Origin of the sequence: Rhizobium ruizarguesonis, from assembly GCF_017357285.1 — a bacterium.
Taxonomy (GTDB): Bacteria; Pseudomonadota; Alphaproteobacteria; order Rhizobiales; family Rhizobiaceae; genus Rhizobium; species Rhizobium ruizarguesonis.
Genome location: NZ_CP071678.1, coordinates 4,690,711 through 4,711,379, shown reverse-complemented (window position 1 = coordinate 4,711,379; position 20,669 = coordinate 4,690,711). Strand labels below are relative to the sequence as shown.

At 61.4% G+C, this 20,669-nt stretch carries 21 protein-coding genes; 20 read left to right on the top strand and 1 reads right to left on the bottom strand.

Features of this window, described 5'->3' with window-relative positions; genetic code table 11:
- The first annotated feature begins 124 nt into the window (after nt 1-124).
- Entirely contained in the window at nt 125-994 is an 870-nt protein-coding gene (locus tag J3P73_RS23020) for a LysR family transcriptional regulator (protein ID WP_197727300.1), read from the top strand.
- A gap of 175 nt (nt 995-1,169) precedes the next feature.
- Nucleotides 1,170-1,523, top strand: coding sequence for a RidA family protein (locus tag J3P73_RS23015; protein WP_012759284.1), 354 nt, complete (start codon nt 1,170-1,172; stop codon nt 1,521-1,523).
- 72 nt (nt 1,524-1,595) lie between these two features.
- Here the strand turns inward: J3P73_RS23015 and J3P73_RS23010 are convergent, their stop codons facing one another.
- Nucleotides 1,596-2,087, bottom strand: a complete 492-nt coding sequence (locus J3P73_RS23010; RefSeq protein ID WP_130692925.1) for a hypothetical protein — start codon at nt 2,085-2,087, stop codon at nt 1,596-1,598.
- 314 nt (nt 2,088-2,401) lie between these two features.
- On the opposite strand from J3P73_RS23010, the gene sdhC reads away from it, so the two are divergent.
- The 18 genes from sdhC (at nt 2,402) to J3P73_RS22920 (ending at nt 20,636) form a co-directional block, all read left to right on the top strand.
- Nucleotides 2,402-2,797, top strand: coding sequence for a succinate dehydrogenase, cytochrome b556 subunit (gene sdhC / locus J3P73_RS23005; protein ID WP_130692924.1), 396 nt, complete (start codon nt 2,402-2,404; stop codon nt 2,795-2,797).
- 10 nt (nt 2,798-2,807) lie between these two features.
- A complete protein-coding gene (gene sdhD, locus J3P73_RS23000) occupies nt 2,808-3,188 on the top strand; it encodes a succinate dehydrogenase, hydrophobic membrane anchor protein (RefSeq protein WP_018069073.1) in 381 nt (126 codons plus the stop codon).
- A gap of 6 nt (nt 3,189-3,194) precedes the next feature.
- Complete coding sequence (sdhA, locus tag J3P73_RS22995) at nt 3,195-5,036, top strand: succinate dehydrogenase flavoprotein subunit (RefSeq protein ID WP_024320363.1); 1,842 nt, start codon at nt 3,195-3,197, stop codon at nt 5,034-5,036.
- 18 nt (nt 5,037-5,054) lie between these two features.
- Entirely contained in the window at nt 5,055-5,834 is a 780-nt protein-coding gene (locus J3P73_RS22990; protein WP_003567268.1) for a succinate dehydrogenase iron-sulfur subunit, read from the top strand.
- Between the two features lie 346 nt (nt 5,835-6,180).
- Entirely contained in the window at nt 6,181-6,696 is a 516-nt protein-coding gene (locus tag J3P73_RS22985) for a protease inhibitor Inh/omp19 family protein (protein ID WP_011653815.1), read from the top strand.
- A gap of 47 nt (nt 6,697-6,743) precedes the next feature.
- A complete protein-coding gene (zapE, locus tag J3P73_RS22980) occupies nt 6,744-7,907 on the top strand; it encodes a cell division protein ZapE (RefSeq protein WP_207579706.1) in 1,164 nt (387 codons plus the stop codon).
- 177 nt (nt 7,908-8,084) lie between these two features.
- Nucleotides 8,085-9,047 (top strand): malate dehydrogenase, encoded by a 963-nt coding sequence (gene mdh, locus J3P73_RS22975; protein ID WP_003543522.1) that lies wholly within the window; start codon nt 8,085-8,087, stop codon nt 9,045-9,047.
- A 36-nt stretch (nt 9,048-9,083) separates the two neighbouring features.
- Nucleotides 9,084-10,277 carry an ADP-forming succinate--CoA ligase subunit beta gene (gene sucC / locus J3P73_RS22970; protein ID WP_017995378.1) on the top strand — a complete coding sequence of 398 codons (1,194 nt, stop codon included), beginning with the start codon at nt 9,084-9,086 and terminating at the stop codon, nt 10,275-10,277.
- 8 nt (nt 10,278-10,285) lie between these two features.
- Nucleotides 10,286-10,777, top strand: a complete 492-nt coding sequence (locus J3P73_RS22965) for a DUF1579 family protein (protein ID WP_018482679.1) — start codon at nt 10,286-10,288, stop codon at nt 10,775-10,777.
- A gap of 13 nt (nt 10,778-10,790) precedes the next feature.
- Nucleotides 10,791-11,693, top strand: a complete 903-nt coding sequence (sucD, locus tag J3P73_RS22960) for a succinate--CoA ligase subunit alpha (RefSeq protein WP_011653811.1) — start codon at nt 10,791-10,793, stop codon at nt 11,691-11,693.
- Between the two features lie 172 nt (nt 11,694-11,865).
- Nucleotides 11,866-14,850: a 2-oxoglutarate dehydrogenase E1 component gene (locus tag J3P73_RS22955; protein ID WP_027689399.1), complete on the top strand. Its 2,985-nt coding sequence runs from the start codon at nt 11,866-11,868 to the stop codon at nt 14,848-14,850.
- A gap of 15 nt (nt 14,851-14,865) precedes the next feature.
- On the top strand, nt 14,866-15,174 hold the full coding sequence (locus tag J3P73_RS22950; protein WP_018069066.1) for a YciI family protein: 309 nt from the start codon (nt 14,866-14,868) through the stop codon (nt 15,172-15,174).
- Between the two features lie 39 nt (nt 15,175-15,213).
- On the top strand, nt 15,214-16,491 hold the full coding sequence (gene odhB, locus J3P73_RS22945; RefSeq protein ID WP_018069065.1) for a 2-oxoglutarate dehydrogenase complex dihydrolipoyllysine-residue succinyltransferase: 1,278 nt from the start codon (nt 15,214-15,216) through the stop codon (nt 16,489-16,491).
- A gap of 13 nt (nt 16,492-16,504) precedes the next feature.
- Nucleotides 16,505-17,254: a DUF4241 domain-containing protein gene (locus J3P73_RS22940; RefSeq protein WP_130665206.1), complete on the top strand. Its 750-nt coding sequence runs from the start codon at nt 16,505-16,507 to the stop codon at nt 17,252-17,254.
- Complete coding sequence (locus J3P73_RS22935) at nt 17,251-17,781, top strand: hypothetical protein (RefSeq protein WP_130692922.1); 531 nt, start codon at nt 17,251-17,253, stop codon at nt 17,779-17,781. Before J3P73_RS22940 ends, J3P73_RS22935 begins: the two co-directional genes overlap by 4 nt.
- Nucleotides 17,778-18,530 (top strand): SDR family oxidoreductase, encoded by a 753-nt coding sequence (locus J3P73_RS22930; protein WP_207579705.1) that lies wholly within the window; start codon nt 17,778-17,780, stop codon nt 18,528-18,530. Before J3P73_RS22935 ends, J3P73_RS22930 begins: the two co-directional genes overlap by 4 nt.
- Nucleotides 18,531-18,627: 97 nt before the next feature.
- Nucleotides 18,628-20,034, top strand: coding sequence for a dihydrolipoyl dehydrogenase (lpdA, locus tag J3P73_RS22925; RefSeq protein WP_024320358.1), 1,407 nt, complete (start codon nt 18,628-18,630; stop codon nt 20,032-20,034).
- A 101-nt stretch (nt 20,035-20,135) separates the two neighbouring features.
- Nucleotides 20,136-20,636 (top strand): cytochrome b, encoded by a 501-nt coding sequence (locus J3P73_RS22920; RefSeq protein ID WP_024320357.1) that lies wholly within the window; start codon nt 20,136-20,138, stop codon nt 20,634-20,636.
- Nucleotides 20,637-20,669 lie beyond the last annotated feature (33 nt).

The following is a 20,669-nucleotide window of genomic DNA, read 5'->3' as shown; positions in this document are numbered from 1 at the left end:
TTGATGGGGCGCAGCTTATACTGCGCCCGGGCTAAGGGTCACCAGTTGCGGGAAGAACATGGTTCGTCCAATATCCACTTACGGGCAGAGAGGCCCTCGGCTCTCGAGCGCCACAAAGTATGGAATGCGGCTTCTGATGCTTGATCTTGATTCCTATCTGCTTCGTGCATTTCTGACCGTCGCGGAAATCGGCACCGTCAATGGAGCAGCCGTCAAGCTGAACAGAACGCAGGCGGCCGTGAGCATGCAGATCCGCAAGCTGGAGGAGCTTGTCGGCGTTACGTTGTTTTCGCGTTCGTCAAAGGGCCTCGAACTCACGAGCCATGGGCAGATCATGCTGGCTTATGCCCGCGAAATGGTCGCCCTCAGCGACGAGGTCGGGAAAAGGCTGACAGGCAAGATGATCGAGGACCGCATTCGCCTCGGCGTCGTCGAGGACTTCGCAGCCGGCCACCTGATCGACATTCTTAGTGCCTTCAGAGCTCAGAACCCGAAGGTCGAGATCGATATCATTGTCGAGCCGAATCGCCGCCTCGCCAGCCTGTTTGAAGACAGGAAGCTGGATCTCGTGGTTTGCGACATCACCTGCCTCTCGCGAAAACCGACCCTGATCTGGACCGAATATTTGATGTGGACGGTCAGATCCGACTTTGTGGCGGATACGGAAAAACCGCTTCCCATCATCATGTTCGAGGAGGAGTGTCCCTGGACGCTCCCGACGATTGCGGCTCTGTCCCAGCGGAACATCAAGTGGAAGACGGCGTGCGTCGCATCGACGCTGGTCGCCATGGCGACCGCGGTTCGCGTCGGTATCGGTATCGCGCCAATGATGCTCAATACGAAACCGGAGGGCTGCCGGACGCTTGACCGATCGGCGGACCTGCCCGGTCCAGTGCGCATCGAAATCGGTCTGTATGCTCAATCCGAGACAGCCGAAGGTGCGCGCTATCTTGTGGACTTCATCTCGCGGCACACGGCCATATTGTCCAGCTAGAGCCTTTCCTGGTCAGAATGCTTCAAGCTGACCAGGAAAAGCTCTAGGAGCGTTCAGCTTCCATTATATCGGGTCAATTTAATTCCCTCTACCGGAATGGCGAGCGAAGCCCCACAGTGATCGGATAAAGGGTCGACGACCCAATCTCAAGCATTCATGGAAGTCTGCGAATACGATGATGGGGCAAGCCAAAGTTGACGAAACTCTCCTCGCAGATGCGGCCTATCTGCCCGGCCAGGTCGCAAACCTGACGAGGGGAGCGAGCGTGACGGCGCAGACCAACGAAATACTGGAGCGCATCAATGACATGCTGCTGCGCGAAGGTACCGACAAGTCAGAGATCATTCTCGCCAACATCTGGCTCAGGGACCTTGCCTCATTCGAGGAAATGAACAGAGCCTGGGATGCTTGGATGCCGGATAGTGGAACGCCACGGCGGGCGACGTTTGAGGACAAGAATCTCCCGCCGATGTGCGCCATCCGTATTGACGTAGCCGCGTCGCGAAAGAGTGGGGCCGGACAAATTTGAGCCGCCTGCGTTCGTTCTTCATAGCCTTGTCAGCGAAGCCGGAGCGGAATTCCGCACTCTCGGCATCATGCGCTAAGGCCGGATGACGCAGACATTGGCCTCATAGGCGCAGGGATCGTCCTGCACCGCGATATCGATGACTTTCGCCTTCGGTGCCAGTTGCTCAGGCCGTGCTGTGGGATAGAAGCCATAGCCGTCGCCGCCGACATAGGTTCCGCCATCGGCCTGATAGACGTAAGAAGAGCCGGAATAGGTGCCGCCACCACCACCCTGCGCCTGGGGTACGACGACGATGAGATTGTTGCGGGCGAAGCGATTGGTCGCCGGCGATGAAAACTGTTTCAGGAACGGCATCCGTTCTTTGCGGTTCCGATATCGATAGGCGTTGTCGGAACGGATGCCGCGATCGCGCCAGCCGATACGTTCGCCGAGGAGTGATCCGCCGTGGAAAGCGTGACGATGGCCGGGAAAGCGATGATCGCTGCGGCGGTCGCCGGCTTCGGCGGGAAGTGCAGCAAGCGCGGACAGGGCAAGCAGGGCGACTGCGGACAGACTTCGAAACATGGGTGGCCGGCCTCCGGAATTCCGATCCCTAACAAATCGTTAACGCCAGATTGCGCCAAAAGCCGAAGCTTGTCCATTCGGGCCGGAGAAACAGCGCAAAATTTGAGCGGAAAGGGCCAGTTTTGTTAGCCCGCAAACTTCCCGGTAACGCGAATCGATTAAATTAAAAGCAGACAGCGATTGTGCTTGTCGTCGGCGTTCCCGGTGATTAAACGTCGCAATTGATGCAACGCACACAGAGAAATTTGTCATTCGTGTGGTTGACTGAGCATGCTCCGAATTCGGGAGCGCAGAATAGCCGCCGCGAGGTTCTGATGGCGAATGTGACAAATAACCGGCCTCTGTCGCCGCATTTGCAAATTTACAAGCCTATCCCCACCATGATCATGTCCATCGTCCACCGTATCACCGGTGGCGCCCTCTATGTCGGCACGATCCTCGTCGCCTGGTGGCTGATCGCGGCGGCAAGCGGCCAGGGTTCTTATGACTGGGCCAACTGGGTGCTCGGCAGCCTTCTCGGCAAGCTCGTGCTTCTCGGCTACACTTGGGCGCTGCTGCACCACATGCTCGGCGGCTTCCGCCACTTCATGTGGGATCTCGGCTATGGCTTCGGGAAAGAAATCTCGACCAAGCTCGCCATCGCCAACATCATCGGGTCGCTCTGTCTGACCGTGCTGGTCTGGGTGATCGGCTTCCTCATTCGCTTCTGAAGGTCCTCTCATGGATATGCGCACCCCCCTCGGCAAGGTTCGCGGGCTTGGCTCCGCCAAGGACGGCACGGACCATTTCTGGCGGCAGCGGCTGACGGCCGTCGCCAATGTTCCGCTCATCCTCTTCTTCGTCTTCTTCATGCTCGCTTATGCCGGCGCGCCCTATGCGGATGTGGTTCGCGCGCTGTCGAACCCCTTCATCGCGGTCGTCATGGCACTGATGGTGATCTCCGGCGTCATCCACATGAAGCTCGGCATGCAGGTCATCATCGAGGATTACGTGCATGGCGAGTTCGGCAAGATCGTTCTCCTGATGCTGAACACGTTCTTTGCGATCCTGATCGCCAGCCTCTGTCTCTTCGCCATTCTGAAAATCGCATTCGTAGGATAAGCTGATATGGCACCGACTTCACCCGCCCAGAATGGCAAGGCCTACAAGTATGTCGATCACTCCTACGACGTGATCGTCGTCGGCGCCGGTGGCGCCGGGCTGCGCGCCACGCTCGGCATGGCCGAGCAGGGTTTCCGCACGGCCTGCATCACCAAGGTATTCCCGACCCGGTCGCATACGGTCGCGGCCCAGGGTGGCATCGCCGCCTCGCTGCGCAATATGACGCCGGATAGCTGGCAGTGGCACCTCTACGACACCGTCAAGGGTTCCGACTGGCTCGGCGACGTCGACGCCATGCAGTATCTCACCATGGAAGCGCCGAAGGCGGTCTATGAGCTCGAGCATTACGGCGTGCCGTTCTCGCGCAACGAAGAAGGCAAGATCTATCAGCGCCCGTTCGGCGGCCACATGCAGAATTACGGCGAAGGCCCGCCGGTACAGCGCACCTGCGCCGTTGCCGACCGTACCGGTCACGCCATCCTGCATACGCTCTACGGCCAGTCGCTGCGCAACAATGCCGAATTCTTCATCGAGTACTTCGCGCTTGACCTGATCATGTCGGAAGACGGCAGCCGCTGCACCGGCGTCGTCGCCTGGTGCCTCGATGACGGCACGATCCATCGCTTCGCCGCCAAGATGGTGGTGCTGGCGACCGGCGGCTACGGCCGCGCCTATTTCTCGGCAACATCAGCCCATACCTGCACCGGCGACGGCGGCGGCATGGTGGCGCGCGCCGGCTTGCCACTGCAGGACATGGAATTCGTTCAGTTCCACCCGACCGGCATCTACGGTTCGGGCTGTCTGATCACCGAAGGCGCGCGCGGTGAAGGCGGTTACCTCGTCAACTCCGAGGGCGAGCGCTTCATGGAGCGTTACGCGCCTTCGGCCAAGGACCTTGCCTCGCGCGACGTCGTTTCGCGCTGCATGACGCTGGAAATCCGCGAAGGCCGCGGTGTCGGCAAGGCGAAGGACCACATCTTCCTGCATCTCGACCACCTCGATCCGGCCGTTCTTCATGAACGCCTGCCGGGGATTTCCGAGAGCGCCAAGATCTTCGCCGGCGTCGACGTCACGCGCGAGCCGATCCCGGTTCTGCCGACCGTTCACTACAATATGGGCGGCATTCCCACGAATTATTGGGGCGAAGTGCTGAACGCCGACGGTGCCAATCCGGAACGGATCATTCCCGGCCTGATGGCTGTGGGTGAAGCCGGCTGCGCCTCGGTGCACGGCGCCAACCGCCTCGGCTCCAATTCGCTGATCGACCTCGTGGTCTTCGGCCGCGCCGCTGCGATCCGCGCCGGCGAGGTGATCGACCGCGCCGCGCCGATCCCGCATCTCAATGTCGCAGCCTGCGACAAGATCATGGACCGCTTCGACGGTCTGCGTCATGCCCGCGGCGGCACGCCGACGGCGGAACTGCGCGAGAAGATGCAGCGCGCCATGCAGGAAGACGCCGCCGTCTTCCGCACGCAGGAATCGCTGGAATCGGGCTGCCAGCGCATCTCGGCAATCTGGGGCGAGATGAAGGACATCAAGGTCACCGACCGTTCGATGATCTGGAACTCCGACCTTGTGGAAACGCTTGAGCTGCAGAACCTGATGGCCAACGCCATCACGACGATCTACGGCGCCGAGGCCCGCAAGGAGAGCCGCGGTTCGCATGCCCGCGAAGACTATACCGAGGGTGCATTCGCCGGCCGCGACGACGTCAACTGGCGCAAACACACGCTCGCCTGGGTGAACGAGGCGGGCGAGGTCAAGCTCGACTACCGGCCGGTCCATACCGAACTCATTGCCGAAGGCATCGATCCGCACAAGATCGAGCCGAAGGCTCGCGTGTACTGATCTCAAGAGGAACCGGACATGGTTGAACTCGCTCTCCCTAAGAATTCTCAGATGCGCGAAGGCAAGGTCTGGCCGAAGCCGGCGGGTGCCAAGAACACCCGCGAATTCCGCGTCTACCGCTGGAGCCCGGATGACGGTCAGAACCCTTCTATCGATACCTTCTATATCGATGTCGACGACTGCGGGCCGATGGTGCTCGACGGTCTGCTCTACATCAAGAACAAGATCGACCCGACGCTGACGCTGCGCCGTTCCTGTCGTGAGGGCATCTGCGGCTCCTGCGCGATGAATATCGACGGCACGAACACGCTCGCCTGCACCAAGGGCCTCGACGATATCAAGGGCGCGGTGAAGATCTATCCGCTACCGCATCTGCCCGTCGTCAAGGATCTGGTTCCCGACCTCACCAACTTCTATGCCCAGCATCGTTCGATCGAGCCATGGCTGAAGACGGTGTCGCCGGCGCCGGCCAAGGAATGGAAGCAGAGCCATGAGGACCGGCAGAAGCTCGACGGCCTCTATGAATGCATCCTCTGTGCCTGCTGCTCGACCTCCTGTCCGAGCTACTGGTGGAACGGCGACCGCTATCTCGGTCCGGCCGTTCTGCTGCAGGCCTATCGCTGGCTGATCGATTCCAGAGACGAGGCGACCGGCGAGCGCCTCGACAATCTCGAGGATCCATTCCGCCTCTATCGCTGCCACACGATCATGAACTGTGCGCAGACCTGCCCGAAGGGCCTCAACCCGGCCAAGGCGATCGCCGAAATCAAGAAGATGATGGTCGAGCGCCGGGTTTGATCAGCATGCATTCCGATGGCGGAATCGACGGCTTCGATCCCGAAGCCGTCACCTATGTCACGTCGGCCCGGTGTAATCCTTCTGCAGGATGCACCTGAGCGCTATTCCGAGACATTGCGCGAGTTCGACAGGGATCCTGACAGAGATGAACGCGCGCAACACCTTGCTGACAAATTCTATGTGCAGGAAGTTTTGCAGCGGGACAGTTGAACTGTGTCGTTTTTCGGTTAGTTGTTGTCACGGGCAATTTATGCAGCACGACTTGATTAACCAAATCGAATTACGATAATCGGACTTGTCTCACGCCCGTTTCTTTACGGCGATAGCCGAATTCAGGAGTATGATGATGCAGTTGCGATATGCGATGACAGGTCTGGTGGTGGTTCTGTCGCTAGCCGGTTGTCAGCGTACGGCATATGATTACAGCTCCAACGCCAGTGCCGGTCCGGCGCCGTTGACGGCGCAGCCGGTGCCCTCGGTGCAGGGCGGGCAGCTTCCACCGCCGACCGGCGGCTCGCAGTTTCCGGCCGCGCCGACGACGACGGCGCCGATGCCGGGCGCTGAGCCTGGTGCAATGGCCGCGAATGCGCTCGATATCACCAAGGAATCGATGGTCGGAAGCTGGCGCGTCAACGGTAGCTGCGACATGTTCCTAACGCTCACCAATCTCGGCAGCGGTTCGCGCGGCGGAACGCGTGGCTGTGTCGGCGAGCTGACGGCGATGGGCTCCTGGGAGGTCGCCGGCAAGCAGGTGCTGCTCAAGGACCGCTCGGGCAACCAGCTCGGCAGCGTCTACAAGACGGCCGACAACCGCTTCCAGGGACAGACGAGCACAGGCCAGTCGATCAGTCTCAGCCGGTAAATGTTCCGGCGGGTCTCCGCCGTTGACTGACAGGCGGATATGCCCTCATGCAACCAATGCCGGATTATGCGCTCAGCGTCTGCGAACAGCTTAAAGCGCTGACCGCATCGGGCGCCCTTCAGGCCGATTCTGCCCAATTGGACGTGTCAAAGAGCCTCGACCGGGTGCTCGCCGGTCTGAAGCAGCGGCGGCCGGCGGCAAAGTCGAGCGCGCTCGGCTGGCTGTTTGCCGCCAAGAAGAAATCGGCCGACGGCATCAAGGGGCTTTATATCCACGGCAGCGTCGGGCGCGGCAAGACCATGCTGATGGACATGTTCTTCGCGATGGCGCCGTGCAGGAAGAAACGGCGGGCGCATTTCCACGAATTCATGGCGGATGTGCACAACCGCATCGCCGCGCACCGGCTGAAGCTCAAGAACGGTGAGACGAGGCAGGCAGATCCGATGCCGCCGGTCGCCGCAGCGCTTTACGACGAGGCAGAACTGCTTTGCTTCGACGAGTTCACGGTCACCGACATCGCCGATGCGATGATCCTGTCGCGGCTGTTCTCCGAGCTTTTCGCGCGCGGATGCGTGCTGGTCGCGACCTCGAACGTCGAGCCCGACAATCTCTACGCGGATGGTCTCAATCGCGGCCTCTTCCTGCCCTTCGTTGCCTTGCTCAAGCAGCATGTCGATGTCGTTACCCTGGATTCGTCGACCGACTACCGGATGGAGAAGCTGAGCAGCCAGCCGGTCTACCTGGTGCCGATCAACGAGCATAACGACATGGCGATGGATGCGTCCTGGACGCAGGCGCTGCATGGGCGCAAGGCGCAGCCGCTGGATATCCCGATGAAGGGGCGCCACATCCATGTGCCGCTCGCCGTCGACCGCATGGCGCGGTTCTCTTTCGCCGATCTCTGCGACAAGCCGCTCGGGGCGGTCGACTTCCTGGCCATCGCCGAACGCTTCGATACGGTCTTCGTCGATCACATTCCATTGCTCGGGCCGGAAAAGCGGAACCAGATCAAGCGATTCATCATTCTGGTCGATACGTTCTACGATCATGCCGTGCGGCTTTACATTTCCGCGGCGGCCATGCCGGAGGAACTGCTGCTGCACCGCCGGGGCACCGAGGGCTTCGAATTCGACCGCACGGCATCGCGCCTGTTCGAGATGCGCAGTGCGGAATATCTTGCGCTGCACCATGAGAAACGCGCCGCAGAGTAACAATTCAGTGACAGAATGTCTTACGTTTACGTAAGAATTTTTGTATCTAAACGATTGAAAACGCTGCATCAAAAATAATGAATTGCCATTTTTTGGCTTTGGGTCTATGCGATTGCGTCATTGGGCGGTGCCTTGCGCGACCGTTCGACGAATTTGATCGCAAAGGAAACAGCGAAAATGGCGCGTAACAAGATCGCACTCATTGGTTCTGGCATGATTGGTGGCACGCTGGCGCACCTCGCCGGCCTGAAGGAACTGGGCGACATCGTTCTCTTCGACATCGCGGACGGCATTCCCCAGGGCAAAGGTCTCGATATCTCCCAGTCATCGCCGGTCGAAGGCTTCGATGTCAATCTGACTGGTGCCAGCGACTATTCCGCGATCGAAGGCGCTGACGTGTGCATCGTCACGGCAGGCGTCGCCCGCAAGCCCGGCATGAGCCGCGACGATCTTCTCGGCATCAACCTCAAGGTCATGGAGCAGGTTGGCGCCGGCATCAAGAAGTATGCGCCGAACGCCTTCGTGATCTGCATCACCAACCCGCTCGACGCCATGGTCTGGGCGCTGCAGAAGTTTTCCGGTCTTCCGGCCAACAAGGTCGTCGGTATGGCCGGCGTTCTTGACTCCTCGCGCTTCCGCCTTTTCCTCGCCAAAGAATTCAACGTGTCCGTCCAGGACGTCACAGCCTTCGTTCTCGGTGGCCACGGCGACACGATGGTGCCGCTCGCCCGCTACTCGACGGTCGGCGGCATTCCGCTCACCGATCTCGTCACCATGGGCTGGGTCACCAAGGAGCGCCTCGAAGAGATCATCCAGCGCACCCGTGACGGCGGCGCCGAAATCGTCGGCCTGCTGAAGACCGGTTCGGCCTATTACGCGCCGGCCGCCTCGGCGATCGAGATGGCCGAATCCTACCTCAAGGACAAGAAGCGCGTTCTGCCTTGCGCTGCCCACCTTTCCGGTCAGTACGGCGTCAAGGACATGTATGTCGGCGTTCCCACCGTCATCGGTGCTGGCGGCGTCGAGCGCATCATCGAGATCGATCTCAACAAGACCGAGAAGGAAGCCTTCGACAAGTCCGTCGGCGCTGTCGCCGGTCTCTGCGAAGCCTGCATCAACATCGCGCCGGCCCTCAAGTAGTCGACGGGCTGAAGTAATCGAAACAGGGATACACCCATGAACATCCATGAATATCAGGCCAAGGCTCTGCTGAAGGGCTATGGCGCGCCGGTTGCCGAAGGTGTGGCTATTCTCAAGGTTGAAGAAGCCGAGGCTGCCGCCAAGTCGCTTCCCGGTCCGCTTTACGTGGTCAAGAGCCAGATCCATGCCGGCGGCCGCGGCAAGGGCAAGTTCAAGGAGCTCGGCCCTGACGCGAAGGGTGGCGTTCGCCTCGCCAAGTCGATCGAGGAAGTCGTTTCCCACGCCAAGGAAATGCTCGGCAACACGCTGGTGACCGCCCAGACCGGCGAAGCCGGCAAGCAGGTCAACCGTCTGTATATCGAAGACGGCGCCGACATTGCTCGCGAACTCTATTGCTCGATCCTTGTCGACCGCTCGGTCGGTCGCGTGGCCTTCGTCGTATCGACCGAAGGTGGCATGGACATCGAGGCCGTCGCCCACGACACGCCCGAGAAGATCCACACGATCGCCATCGATCCGGAAGCCGGCGTGACGGCTGCCGACGTTGTTGCAATCTCCAAGGCTCTTCAGCTCGATGGTGCTGCTGCTGAAGACGCCAAGACGCTTTTCCCGACGCTCTACAAGGCCTTCGGCGAGAAGGACATGGCTCTGCTGGAGGTCAATCCGCTGATCGTCATGAAGGATGGCCACCTGCGCGTCCTCGATGCCAAGATGTCTTTCGATGGCAATGCGCTCTTCCGTCACGACGACGTCAAGACGTTGCGCGACGAGACCGAAGAAGACGCCAAGGAAATCGAGGCCTCGAAGTGGGACCTCGCCTATGTCGCGCTCGACGGCAATATCGGCTGCATGGTCAACGGCGCAGGCCTTGCCATGGCGACGATGGACATCATCAAGCTCTACGGCAAGGAGCCGGCCAACTTCTGTGACGTCGGCGGCGGCGCCGGCAAGGAGAAGGTTGCTGCGGCTTTCAAGATCATCACCGCAGACCCCAAGGTCGAGGGCATTCTCGTCAACATCTTCGGCGGCATCATGAAGTGCGATGTCATTGCCGAGGGCGTCATTGCTGCGGTCAAGGAAGTCGGTCTCAAGGTTCCGCTCGTCGTGCGCCTTGAAGGCACCAATGTCGAGCTCGGCAAGAAGATCCTGAACGAGTCGGGTCTGGCGATCACGGCGGCCGACGACTTGGACGATGCGGCCAAGAAGATCGTCGCGGCGATCAACGGCTGAGAACGATCATGGCCTTCCAGTCCACGCCCTCCGCTGCTCATTTCCGCCTCAACGCCTTCGCCGGCGTGTGGGAAGGGGATGAGCGTGTCGCGGCGTCGGCGTGGACGAGTGAAGGCAAGGCCAGTGCTGAGTTTTCCGGCGAGGCGTTGTTCGGCGGGTTCTTCCTCGAGCAGCGCTATCGCCAGACGCGCGATGGTGCTGTTTCGTTCGAGGCGCGAAATGTTTTCGGCTTCGATGCTTCGGACAAGACCTACAAGCTCTACCAGTTCGACACCGCAGGTTTTGCGCCGCCCGTGCCGGCGTCCGGCGAGTGGAACGGCAATGAGCTTGTGCTGATGAAGACTTCGCCGCGCGGCAGCCAGCGCACCGTATTCACATTTGAAAATGAAGACTGCTACCGGATGGGCGTCAGCTTTTCGCCTGCAGGCAGCGATACTTGGCAGGAGGTCGTCAGCGGCGTCTATCGTCGTGCGTCCCCCACGTCTTCCAACCTCTCCTAAACAAAGGCCTCGCATGTCCATTCTCGTCAACAAAGACACCAAGGTTCTCGTTCAGGGCCTAACCGGCAAGACCGGCACGTTCCACACCGAACAGGCGCTCGCTTACTACGGCACCCAGATGGTCGGTGGTATCCACCCGAAGAAGGGTGGCGAAACCTGGACCGGCGCGAAGGGCGAAAGCCTGCCGATCTTCGCAACCGTTGCCGAGGGCAAGGAAAAGACCGGCGCCAACGCGACCGTCATCTATGTTCCGCCGGCAGGAGCCGCCGACGCGATCATCGAGGCGATCGACGCCGAGATCCCGTTCATTACCTGCATCACCGAAGGCATTCCGGTCATGGACATGGTGCGGGTCAAGGCTCGCCTCGATCGCTCCAAGTCGCGCCTGCTCGGTCCGAACTGCCCGGGTATCCTGACGCCGGAAGAATGCAAGATCGGCATCATGCCGGGCTCGATCTTCCGCAAGGGTTCGGTCGGTATCGTTTCCCGCTCGGGCACGCTGACCTATGAAGCCGTGTTCCAGACCTCCAATGAAGGTCTCGGCCAGACGACGGCCGTTGGCATCGGCGGCGACCCGGTCAAGGGCACCGAGTTCATCGACGTCCTGGAAATGTTCCTGGCCGACGAAGCCACCCAGTCGATCATCATGATCGGCGAAATCGGTGGTGCGGCTGAAGAAGACGCGGCCCAGTTCCTCAAGGACGAAGCCAAGAAGGGCCGCAAGAAGCCGATGGCTGGCTTCATTGCCGGCCGTACGGCGCCGAAGGGTCGCACCATGGGCCATGCCGGCGCAGTGGTTTCCGGCGGCAAGGGCGATGCGGAATCGAAGATCGCGGCGATGGAATCGGCGGGCATCAAGGTATCGCCCTCTCCGGCCCGTCTCGGCAAGACGCTGGTTGAAGTCCTCAAGGGCTAAGCCACCTATATAGACCGGGCGGAGGAACGGCATCTGCGCCTTCCGCCCGGCCTCGACGACACGAGACCAGCAGATGCGCCGCGGACAGGCGGCAATCGGAATGCGGCAGCCGGCCGTCAAGCCGGCAAATTCATCAAAGTCAGGAGGCGGACGGAAGCGTCCGCATATCACGATGGCACGGCAAGAAGCCAACGAGCAGTTTCAGATCACCTCGTTTCTGGATGGCGCCAACGCTGCCTATATCGAGCAGCTCTATGCGCGGTACGAAGAAGATCCGGCATCGGTCGACGATCAGTGGCGGTCCTTTTTCAAGGCGCTGGAGGAGGATCCCAGCGATGTGAAGAGAGCGGCCAAGGGCGCTTCCTGGCGCAAGAAGAACTGGCCGCTTCAGGCAAGCGGCGATCTGGTATCGGCTCTCGATGGCGACTGGGGCATCGTCGAGAAGGTGATCGAGACCAAGGTCAAGGCCAAGGCCGAAGCTCAGGGCAAGCCTGCCGACAGCACCGAGGTGCTGCAGGCGACGCGCGATTCCGTGCGCGCCATCATGATGATCCGCGCCTACCGCATGCGCGGCCACCTGCATGCCAAGCTCGACCCGCTCGGCATCGCCGCTCCCGTCGACGACTATCACGAGCTGTCGGCGGAGAATTACGGTTTCACGGCCGCAGATTACGATCGCAAGATCTTCATCGACAACGTGCTCGGCTTGGAATACGCGACCATCCGCGAGATGATCGAAATCCTCGAGCGCACCTATTGCTCGACGCTCGGCGTCGAATTTATGCATATCTCCAATCCGGAAGAAAAGGCCTGGATTCAGGAGCGCATCGAAGGACCGGACAAGGGTGTGGCCTTCACGCCGGAAGGCAAAAAGGCGATCCTTGCCAAGCTCGTCGAAGCCGAAGGCTACGAACAATTCCTCGACGTCAAGTTCAAGGGCACGAAGCGTTTCGGCCTCGACGGCGGCGAATCGCTGATCCCGGCGCTGGAGCAGATCCTCAAGCGGGGCGGCCATCTCGGCCTCAAGGAAGCCGTGTTCGGCATGGCCCATCGCGGCCGCCTGAACGTGCTCTCTCAGGTCATGGGCAAGCCGCACCGGGCGATCTTCCATGAATTCAAGGGCGGCTCGGCCGCTCCCGACGAGGTCGAGGGCTCAGGCGACGTCAAGTACCATCTCGGTGCCTCCTCCGACCGCGAATTCGACGGCAACAAGATCCACGTTTCGCTGACGGCGAACCCGTCGCATCTCGAAATCGTCGATCCCGTCGTCATGGGCAAGGTCCGCGCCAAGCAGGACATGAACGCCACCGTCTGGGAAGGCGACATCATCCCGCTTTCCGAGCGCGCCAAGGTGCTGCCGCTGCTGATCCATGGCGATGCGGCCTTTGCCGGCCAGGGTGTCATTGCCGAAATCCTCGGCCTTTCCGGTCTGCGCGGTCACCGCGTCGCCGGCACCATGCATGTTATCATCAACAACCAGATCGGCTTCACGACCAACCCGGCCTTCTCGCGCTCGTCGCCTTATCCGTCCGACGTCGCCAAGATGATCGAGGCGCCGATCCTGCACGTCAACGGCGACGATCCGGAAGCAGTGGTCTATGGGGCGAAGATCGCCACCGAATTCCGCATGAAGTTCCACAAGCCTGTGGTGCTCGACCTGTTCTGCTACCGCCGCTACGGCCACAATGAAGGCGACGAACCGTCCTTCACGCAGCCGAAGATGTACAAGGTGATCCGCGCCCACAAAACCGTGCTGCAGCTCTATGCGGCCCGTCTCGTCGCCGAGGGCCTGCTCACCGAAGGTGAAGTCGAGAAGATGAAGGCCGACTGGCGCCTCCATCTCGAACAGGAATTCGAGGCCGGCCAGCAGTACAAGCCGAACAAGGCCGACTGGCTGGACGGCGAGTGGTCGGGCCTGCGCACGGCCGACAATGCCGACGAGCAGCGCCGCGGCAAGACCGCAGTGCCGATGAAGACGCTGAAGGAGATCGGCCGTAAGCTCTCTGAGATCCCGGCGGGCTTCAACGCGCACCGGACGATCCAGCGCTTCATGGAAAACCGCGCCAACATGATCGCCACCGGCGAGGGTATCGACTGGGCGATGGCCGAAGCGCTCTCCTTCGGCGCGCTCTGCGTCGAAGGCAGCAAGATCCGTCTGTCCGGCCAGGATTGCGAGCGCGGCACCTTCTCGCAGCGCCACTCGGTTCTCTACGATCAGGAAACCGAAGAGCGCTACATCCCGCTCGCCAATCTTTCACCGACGCAGGGGCGCTACGAAGTCATCAATTCGATGCTTTCGGAAGAGGCCGTGCTCGGTTTCGAATATGGCTATTCGCTCGCCCGCCCGAATGCGCTGACGCTCTGGGAAGCGCAGTTCGGCGATTTCGCTAACGGCGCGCAGGTGGTCTTCGACCAGTTCATCTCGTCGGGCGAACGCAAGTGGCTGCGCATGTCCGGCCTCGTCTGCCTGCTGCCGCACGGCTATGAAGGTCAGGGTCCCGAACACTCCTCGGCCCGCCTCGAGCGTTTCCTGCAGCTTTGTGCGGAAGACAACATGCAGGTCGCCAACGTCACGACGCCGGCGAACTACTTCCATATCCTGCGCCGGCAGCTGAAGCGTGACTTCCGCAAGCCGCTGATCCTGATGACGCCGAAGTCGCTGCTGCGCCACAAGCGGGCGGTCTCGACGCTTGCCGAAATGGCCGGCGAGTCTGCCTTCCATCGCCTGCTCTGGGACGATGCCGAGGTGATCAAGGACGGCCCGATCAAGCTGCAGAAGGACAACAAGATCCGCCGCGTCGTCATGTGCTCCGGCAAGGTCTATTACGATCTTCTCGAAGAGCGTGAAAAGCGCGGTATCGACGACGTCTATCTCTTACGTGTCGAACAGCTCTATCCGTTCCCGGCAAAGGCGCTGATCAACGAGCTGTCGCGCTTCCGCAACGCCGAGATGGTCTGGTGCCAGGAAGAGCCGAAGAACATGGGCGCATGGTCGTTCATCGACCCCTTCCTCGAATGGGTGCTCGCCCATATCGACGCGAAGTACCAGCGCGTCCGCTATACCGGCCGTCCGGCCGCCGCCTCGCCGGCGACGGGCCTGATGTCCAAGCATCTGTCGCAGCTCGCCGCATTCCTCGAGGATGCATTGGGCGGTTAAAACAAGGGGGGCGCAATGGCTTATTTCTTTCTGAGATTGCAGCCGCCGCGCGCCACTTTCCCACATGACGGGACCGGGGAGGAAATGGCGGCGATGAAACGCCATGCCGAATACTGGCATCGGAACGCTCTTGCGGGATCGGCGATCATCGTCGGCCCCGTCTTCGAGGGTGAAGGCGCCTGGGGCATGGCGATCGTCGAGGTCGAGGATCAGGCGGCGGCGCAGGTTCTTGCCGACGGCGATCCGATCATCGCTTCCGGTTTCGGTTTCCGCTTCGATATCCTGCCGATGCCCTCGATCATCTCGCGGCCGCCTGCCGTCTGAAACGCATAAACGAAAACACACGAAATCAGGATCTGAACAATGGCCACAGAAATCCGCGTTCCAACTCTCGGTGAATCCGTCAGCGAGGCAACCGTCGGCACCTGGTTCAAGAAGGTCGGCGACGCCATCAAGGCCGACGAGCCGATTCTCGAGCTTGAAACCGACAAGGTGACCATCGAAGTTCCAGCACCCGCCTCCGGCACGCTTTCGGAAATCGTCGTTGCTGCCGGCGAGACCGTCGGCCTCGGCGCGCTGCTCGGCCAGATCGCCGAAGGGGCTGCCGCTGCTGCCGTGCCTGCTGCTGCTGCACCGGCCGCCGCGCCTGCTGCTCCGGCTCCCGCCCAACCGGCCGCTGCTGCTCCGGCCCAGCCGGCAGTTGCCGCCGCTGCTGCGTCGTCCTCGAGCGCCTCCGTCTCCACCATGCCGCCGGCACCGGCAGCTTCGAAGATGCTTGCCGAAAACAACCTTTCCGCCGATCAGGTCGACGGCAGCGGCAAGCGCGGCCAGGTGCTGAAGGGCGACGTCATCGCCGCCGTCGCCAAGGGCATTTCCGCTCCGGCGGCCGCCCCCGCGGCAACGCCTGCCGCCGTGCGGGGCCCGTCGACGGTCGAGGATGCCTCGCGCGAAGAGCGCGTGAAGATGACGCGCCTGCGCCAGACGATCGCCAAGCGCCTCAAGGATGCGCAGAACACCGCCGCCATGCTGACCACCTACAATGAGGTGGACATGAAGGCGGTCATGGACCTGCGCAACAAGTACAAGGACATTTTCGAGAAGAAGCACGGCGTCAAGCTCGGCTTCATGGGCTTCTTCACCAAGGCGGTGACGCATGCGCTGAAGGAACTGCCGGCCGTCAACGCCGAAATCGACGGCACCGACGTCATCTACAAGAACTACTGCCATGTCGGTATGGCCGTCGGAACGGACAAAGGCCTCGTCGTTCCCGTCATCCGCGATGCCGACCAGATGTCGATCGCCGAAATCGAGAAGGAACTCGGCCGTCTTGCCAAGGCAGCCCGTGATGGCTCGCTCTCCATGGCCGACATGCAGGGCGGCACCTTCACCATCACCAATGGCGGCGTCTACGGTTCGCTGATGTCTTCGCCGATCCTCAACGCGCCGCAGTCCGGCATTCTCGGCATGCACAAGATCCAGGAGCGGCCGGTTGCGATCGGCGGCCAGGTGGTCATCCGTCCGATGATGTATCTGGCGCTGTCCTACGATCACCGCATCGTCGACGGCAAGGAAGCGGTCACCTTCCTCGTGCGCGTCAAGGAAAGCCTGGAAGATCCGGAACGTCTGGTTCTCGATCTCTAAGGGAGCGCTTTCGATGCGGAACCGGATCATGCGAGCGGCGCGCCTTCTTCTTTGCGCTGCCGCCGCGCATAATCCGGCCGCCGCATCGGCTGCGGGCTGGGATATCGGCAAGGCAAGCAGCAATTTCGACCTGGTGGCGCTCAGCGATGCCGAACTTTCCGGCCGGTCGATCGGCGTCATCCATATGGGCAATGTGGAGCTGACATCGGGGCGCATCGTTGCGGCCGATCCGCTGGCCCAGCCCGACCGTCCAGCACTCGCAAGAACGGTTGCGCCTGGCGAGTATCCGGTAACGCTCTACCAGGCCTTCGGGCGCGTCGCGGCCGCCAGCATGCGGTTTGCCGAGGGCAAGCCGGATCGTTGGGAGCTTGCGGTCCTGCCCGGGCAGGACCCGGCGACGCTGAAGGACGGCGAGATCTTCGGTTATCCCGTCGATGCCGGCCTCGGCTGTTACATGGACGCCGATACGCTTGATCTGATCGGAGAGCGCGAAAAGCAGGTGCAGGCGCAGAAACCGGATTCCGACGTCAACTATTACGACGACGTGCTGGCGTCGGACCTGGAAGCCAACAAGGACATCTATGCGCTGCACCGGCCGGTCGCCGACAAGAAGGGCAATGTTGCGGTGTTCTGGAGCGGCTGGGGCGACGGTTTCTATCCAGCCTTCTGGGGGCTCGACAGGGATGGCCGTGCGCTGGTGCTGCTGACGGATTTCAGCGTTGTCGAGAACGCCGACGGGCGGAGGGAGCCGAAGCTGCAATGAGCGGAAGGATCAGGATCACGGCGAGACGGAAAGGCGTGGCTGCAATCGCAGCCGCCGCGTTTTTCGTCGTTCCGGCCTCCACCTTCGGTGCCGCATGCAAGCAGGAGCAGGCTGTCTATGTCGATCGCGATGGTGCCTATGAATTGCGCTTTGCACCGCTGAATTCTCCATCGGCGGCCGCCAGCAACCAGTTCAAGGTCAGCGCGCTGAAGACACCTGTCGTGATGGAAGGTTATGTCATGCCGTCGGGAGATCCGGTGCGCGCCATCGGCATCCTGATGTTCAACTGCCCCGAGGGTGATGCGACCGGCGCCGATCTCAATGCCTGCACGGTCTGGCAGGGCGCCGTCTATGGCATGGATGCCGAGGGCGAGATGGACAATCTGCAGCCCGAAGGCGCTGAAGCGGCTGAAAAGCTCGTGCTTCCCGGCCTTGGTCCCGCCATCCGCGAATCCAGCGCCTGGGGCGAGGGCAAGGCCGTGGTGGCACCGTGGGACGTGCTGACATTCAAGGAGTGTGCGACATGAGCGATACACCTGTTGTTCTCATTACCGGCGGAAGCCGGGGTATCGGCGCCGCGGCTGCACGGCTCGCGGCGCGCCAGGGCTGGCGTGTCGCGGTGAACTACGCCGCCAACCGTCAAGCCGCGGATGCCGTCGTGGCTGCGATTGTCGAGGATGGCGGCGAGGCCGTGGCGATCCAGGGGGATGTCGGCAAGGCTGCGGATATCGTCTCGATGTTTACGACGGTCGACCGGCATTTCGGCCGGCTCGACGGGCTCGTCAACAATGCCGGCATCGTCGATTATCCCCAGCGCGTCGACGAGATGTCGGCGGAGCGGATCGAGCGCATGCTGCGCGTCAATGTGACAGGCTCGATACTCTGCGCCGCAGAGGCCATACGTCGCATGTCGAGCCGGCAAGGCGGGCAGGGCGGGGCGATCGTCAACATCTCGTCGATGGCGGCGATCCTCGGTTCGGCGACGCAGTATGTCGATTATGCCGCCTCGAAGGCGGCGATCGACACCTTCACCGTCGGGCTGGCGCGCGAGGTCGCAGCCGAGGGTATCCGCGTGAATGCGATAAGGCCCGGCGTCATCGAAACCGACCTTCATGCCTCCGGCGGCCTGCCGGATCGGCCGCGGGAACTGGCGCCGTCGATCCCGATGCAGCGCGCGGGCACGCCCGCGGAGGTGGCGGATGCGGTCCTCTATCTTCTGTCACCTTCGGCTTCCTATATCACCGGCGCGATCCTCAATGTGAGCGGCGGCCGCTAGAACGACAGGGCGAAAAACAGCCTGCAATACATTCTCGAATTCCACGGCCAGATATCGCGCGCGGCCGATTAAACGAAAAATCAAAGGGAAAGAAGCAATGTCCTACGATGTGATCATTATCGGAACCGGCCCGGGCGGCTATGTCTGCGCCGTCAAGGCGGCCCAGCTTGGCCTCAAGGTCGCCGTCATTGAAAAGCGGGCGACCTATGGCGGCACCTGCCTAAACGTCGGCTGCATTCCGTCGAAGGCGCTGCTGCATGCCTCCGAAATGTTCCATCAGGCCGGCCACGGGATGAGCGCGCTCGGTATCGATGTCCCGGCGCCGACGCTCAATCTCGGCAATATGATGGCCCACAAGGATGCGACGGTGAAGTCGAATGTCGACGGCGTCGCCTTCCTCTTCAAGAAGAACAAGATCGATACCTTCCAGGGCACCGGCAAGATCGTCTCGGCCGGTAAGGTCTCCGTCATCGCCGAAGATGGCAAGGTGCAGGAGATCGAAGGCAAGAACATCGTCATCGCCACCGGCTCCGATGTCGCCGGCATTCCCGGCGTCCAGGTCGAAATCGATGAAAAGACCATCATCTCGTCCACCGGCGGCATCGCGCTGGAGAAGGTGCCGGAAACGCTGATCGTCGTCGGCGGCGGCGTCATCGGGCTCGAGCTCGGTTCCGTCTGGTCGCGCCTCGGCGCCAAAGTCACCGTCGTCGAATATCTCGACACCATCCTTGGCGGCATGGACGGTGAAGTCTCCAAGCAATTCCAGCGCATGCTGGCCAAGCAGGGCATCGATTTCAATCTCAGCGCCAAGGTTACCGGCGTCGAAAAGGGCGACAAGGGCGCCAAGGTCACTTTCGAGCCCGTCAAGGGCGGCGACAAGGTGACGCTCGACGCCGAAGTCGTGCTGATCGCCACCGGCCGCAAGCCCTATACGGCGGGCCTCGGCCTCGAAGAAGCCGGTGTGACGCTCGACAATCGCGGTCGTGTCGAGATCGACGGTCACTTCAAGACCAATGTCGCCGGCATCTATGCGATCGGCGATGTGGTCAAGGGTCCGATGCTGGCGCACAAGGCGGAAGACGAGGGCGTGGCGCTTGCCGAAATCCTCGCCGGTCAACATGGCCATGTGAACTACGAGGTCATTCCGAGCGTCGTCTATACCCAGCCGGAAATCGCTTCCGTCGGCAAGACCGAGGAAGAGCTGAAGGCGGCAGGCGTCGCCTACAAGGTCGGCAAGTTTCCCTTCACGGCGAACGGCCGGGCGCGCGCGATGCTGGCAACGGACGGCTTCGTCAAAATCCTTGCCGACAAGGAAACCGACCGGGTGCTCGGCGGCCATATCGTCGGCTTCGGCGCCGGCGAGATGATCCACGAGATCGCCGTGCTGATGGAGTTCGGCGGTTCGTCGGAAGATCTCGGCCGGACCTGCCACGCGCATCCCACAATGTCGGAAGCGGTGAAAGAGGCTGCGCTCGCAACCTTCTTCAAGCCGATCCATATGTAACCTTACATATTCGTAACAAAGCATACAGCCGCTTGCCGGAAGGCAGGCGGCTGTTTTAATTGTTGCGTATCGTTGAGTTCAGCATCCGCGAAGGTACAGAAATGCAGCAGCCGTCCATCATGAGTTACAGCCTGAGCCAGCGTTTTCTTCATTGGGCCGTGGCGCTGCTGATCTTCTTCAACCTGCTGTTTCCCGATGGCATGAATATCTGGCATCGGCTGATGCGCAGGGGCCAGGTGCCAACGCCGGAGCAGATTTCATCGGCGAATATCCATGCCTATGTCGGCATCGCCATCCTGCTGCTTGCCGTCCTCAGGCTCGGGCTGCGTTTTACCAAGGGCGTTCCGGATGAGATCGCGCAGGAGCCGGTGATCTTCCGTCTTGCAGCGAGGCTTGCCCATGCCGGCCTTTACATCCTGATCTTCGCGATGCCGCTTTCCGGCATCGCCGCCTACTATTTCGGTATCGATCCCGCCGGTTCGTTCCACGCGGATGTGCTGAAAATCATTCTCTGGGCGCTGATCGCGGCGCATGTCGCCGGCGCCCTCGTCCATCAGTTCTATTGGAAAAGCAATGTTCTGCGCCGCATGACGCTCGGCTGACCGCCGGCATAAGCGATCACATGCGCCTTGGCC

Coding starts and splice junctions, on each gene's coding strand:
- J3P73_RS23020 (WP_197727300.1), top strand. CDS start 125: ATGCGGCTTCTGATGCTTGATCTTGATTCCTATCTGCTTCGTGCATTT.
- J3P73_RS23015 (WP_012759284.1), top strand. CDS start 1,170: ATGATGGGGCAAGCCAAAGTTGACGAAACTCTCCTCGCAGATGCGGCC.
- J3P73_RS23010 (WP_130692925.1), bottom strand. CDS start 2,087: ATGTTTCGAAGTCTGTCCGCAGTCGCCCTGCTTGCCCTGTCCGCGCTT.
- sdhC (WP_130692924.1), top strand. CDS start 2,402: ATGGCGAATGTGACAAATAACCGGCCTCTGTCGCCGCATTTGCAAATT.
- sdhD (WP_018069073.1), top strand. CDS start 2,808: ATGGATATGCGCACCCCCCTCGGCAAGGTTCGCGGGCTTGGCTCCGCC.
- sdhA (WP_024320363.1), top strand. CDS start 3,195: ATGGCACCGACTTCACCCGCCCAGAATGGCAAGGCCTACAAGTATGTC.
- J3P73_RS22990 (WP_003567268.1), top strand. CDS start 5,055: ATGGTTGAACTCGCTCTCCCTAAGAATTCTCAGATGCGCGAAGGCAAG.
- J3P73_RS22985 (WP_011653815.1), top strand. CDS start 6,181: ATGCAGTTGCGATATGCGATGACAGGTCTGGTGGTGGTTCTGTCGCTA.
- zapE (WP_207579706.1), top strand. CDS start 6,744: ATGCAACCAATGCCGGATTATGCGCTCAGCGTCTGCGAACAGCTTAAA.
- mdh (WP_003543522.1), top strand. CDS start 8,085: ATGGCGCGTAACAAGATCGCACTCATTGGTTCTGGCATGATTGGTGGC.
- sucC (WP_017995378.1), top strand. CDS start 9,084: ATGAACATCCATGAATATCAGGCCAAGGCTCTGCTGAAGGGCTATGGC.
- J3P73_RS22965 (WP_018482679.1), top strand. CDS start 10,286: ATGGCCTTCCAGTCCACGCCCTCCGCTGCTCATTTCCGCCTCAACGCC.
- sucD (WP_011653811.1), top strand. CDS start 10,791: ATGTCCATTCTCGTCAACAAAGACACCAAGGTTCTCGTTCAGGGCCTA.
- J3P73_RS22955 (WP_027689399.1), top strand. CDS start 11,866: ATGGCACGGCAAGAAGCCAACGAGCAGTTTCAGATCACCTCGTTTCTG.
- J3P73_RS22950 (WP_018069066.1), top strand. CDS start 14,866: ATGGCTTATTTCTTTCTGAGATTGCAGCCGCCGCGCGCCACTTTCCCA.
- odhB (WP_018069065.1), top strand. CDS start 15,214: ATGGCCACAGAAATCCGCGTTCCAACTCTCGGTGAATCCGTCAGCGAG.
- J3P73_RS22940 (WP_130665206.1), top strand. CDS start 16,505: ATGCGGAACCGGATCATGCGAGCGGCGCGCCTTCTTCTTTGCGCTGCC.
- J3P73_RS22935 (WP_130692922.1), top strand. CDS start 17,251: ATGAGCGGAAGGATCAGGATCACGGCGAGACGGAAAGGCGTGGCTGCA.
- J3P73_RS22930 (WP_207579705.1), top strand. CDS start 17,778: ATGAGCGATACACCTGTTGTTCTCATTACCGGCGGAAGCCGGGGTATC.
- lpdA (WP_024320358.1), top strand. CDS start 18,628: ATGTCCTACGATGTGATCATTATCGGAACCGGCCCGGGCGGCTATGTC.
- J3P73_RS22920 (WP_024320357.1), top strand. CDS start 20,136: ATGCAGCAGCCGTCCATCATGAGTTACAGCCTGAGCCAGCGTTTTCTT.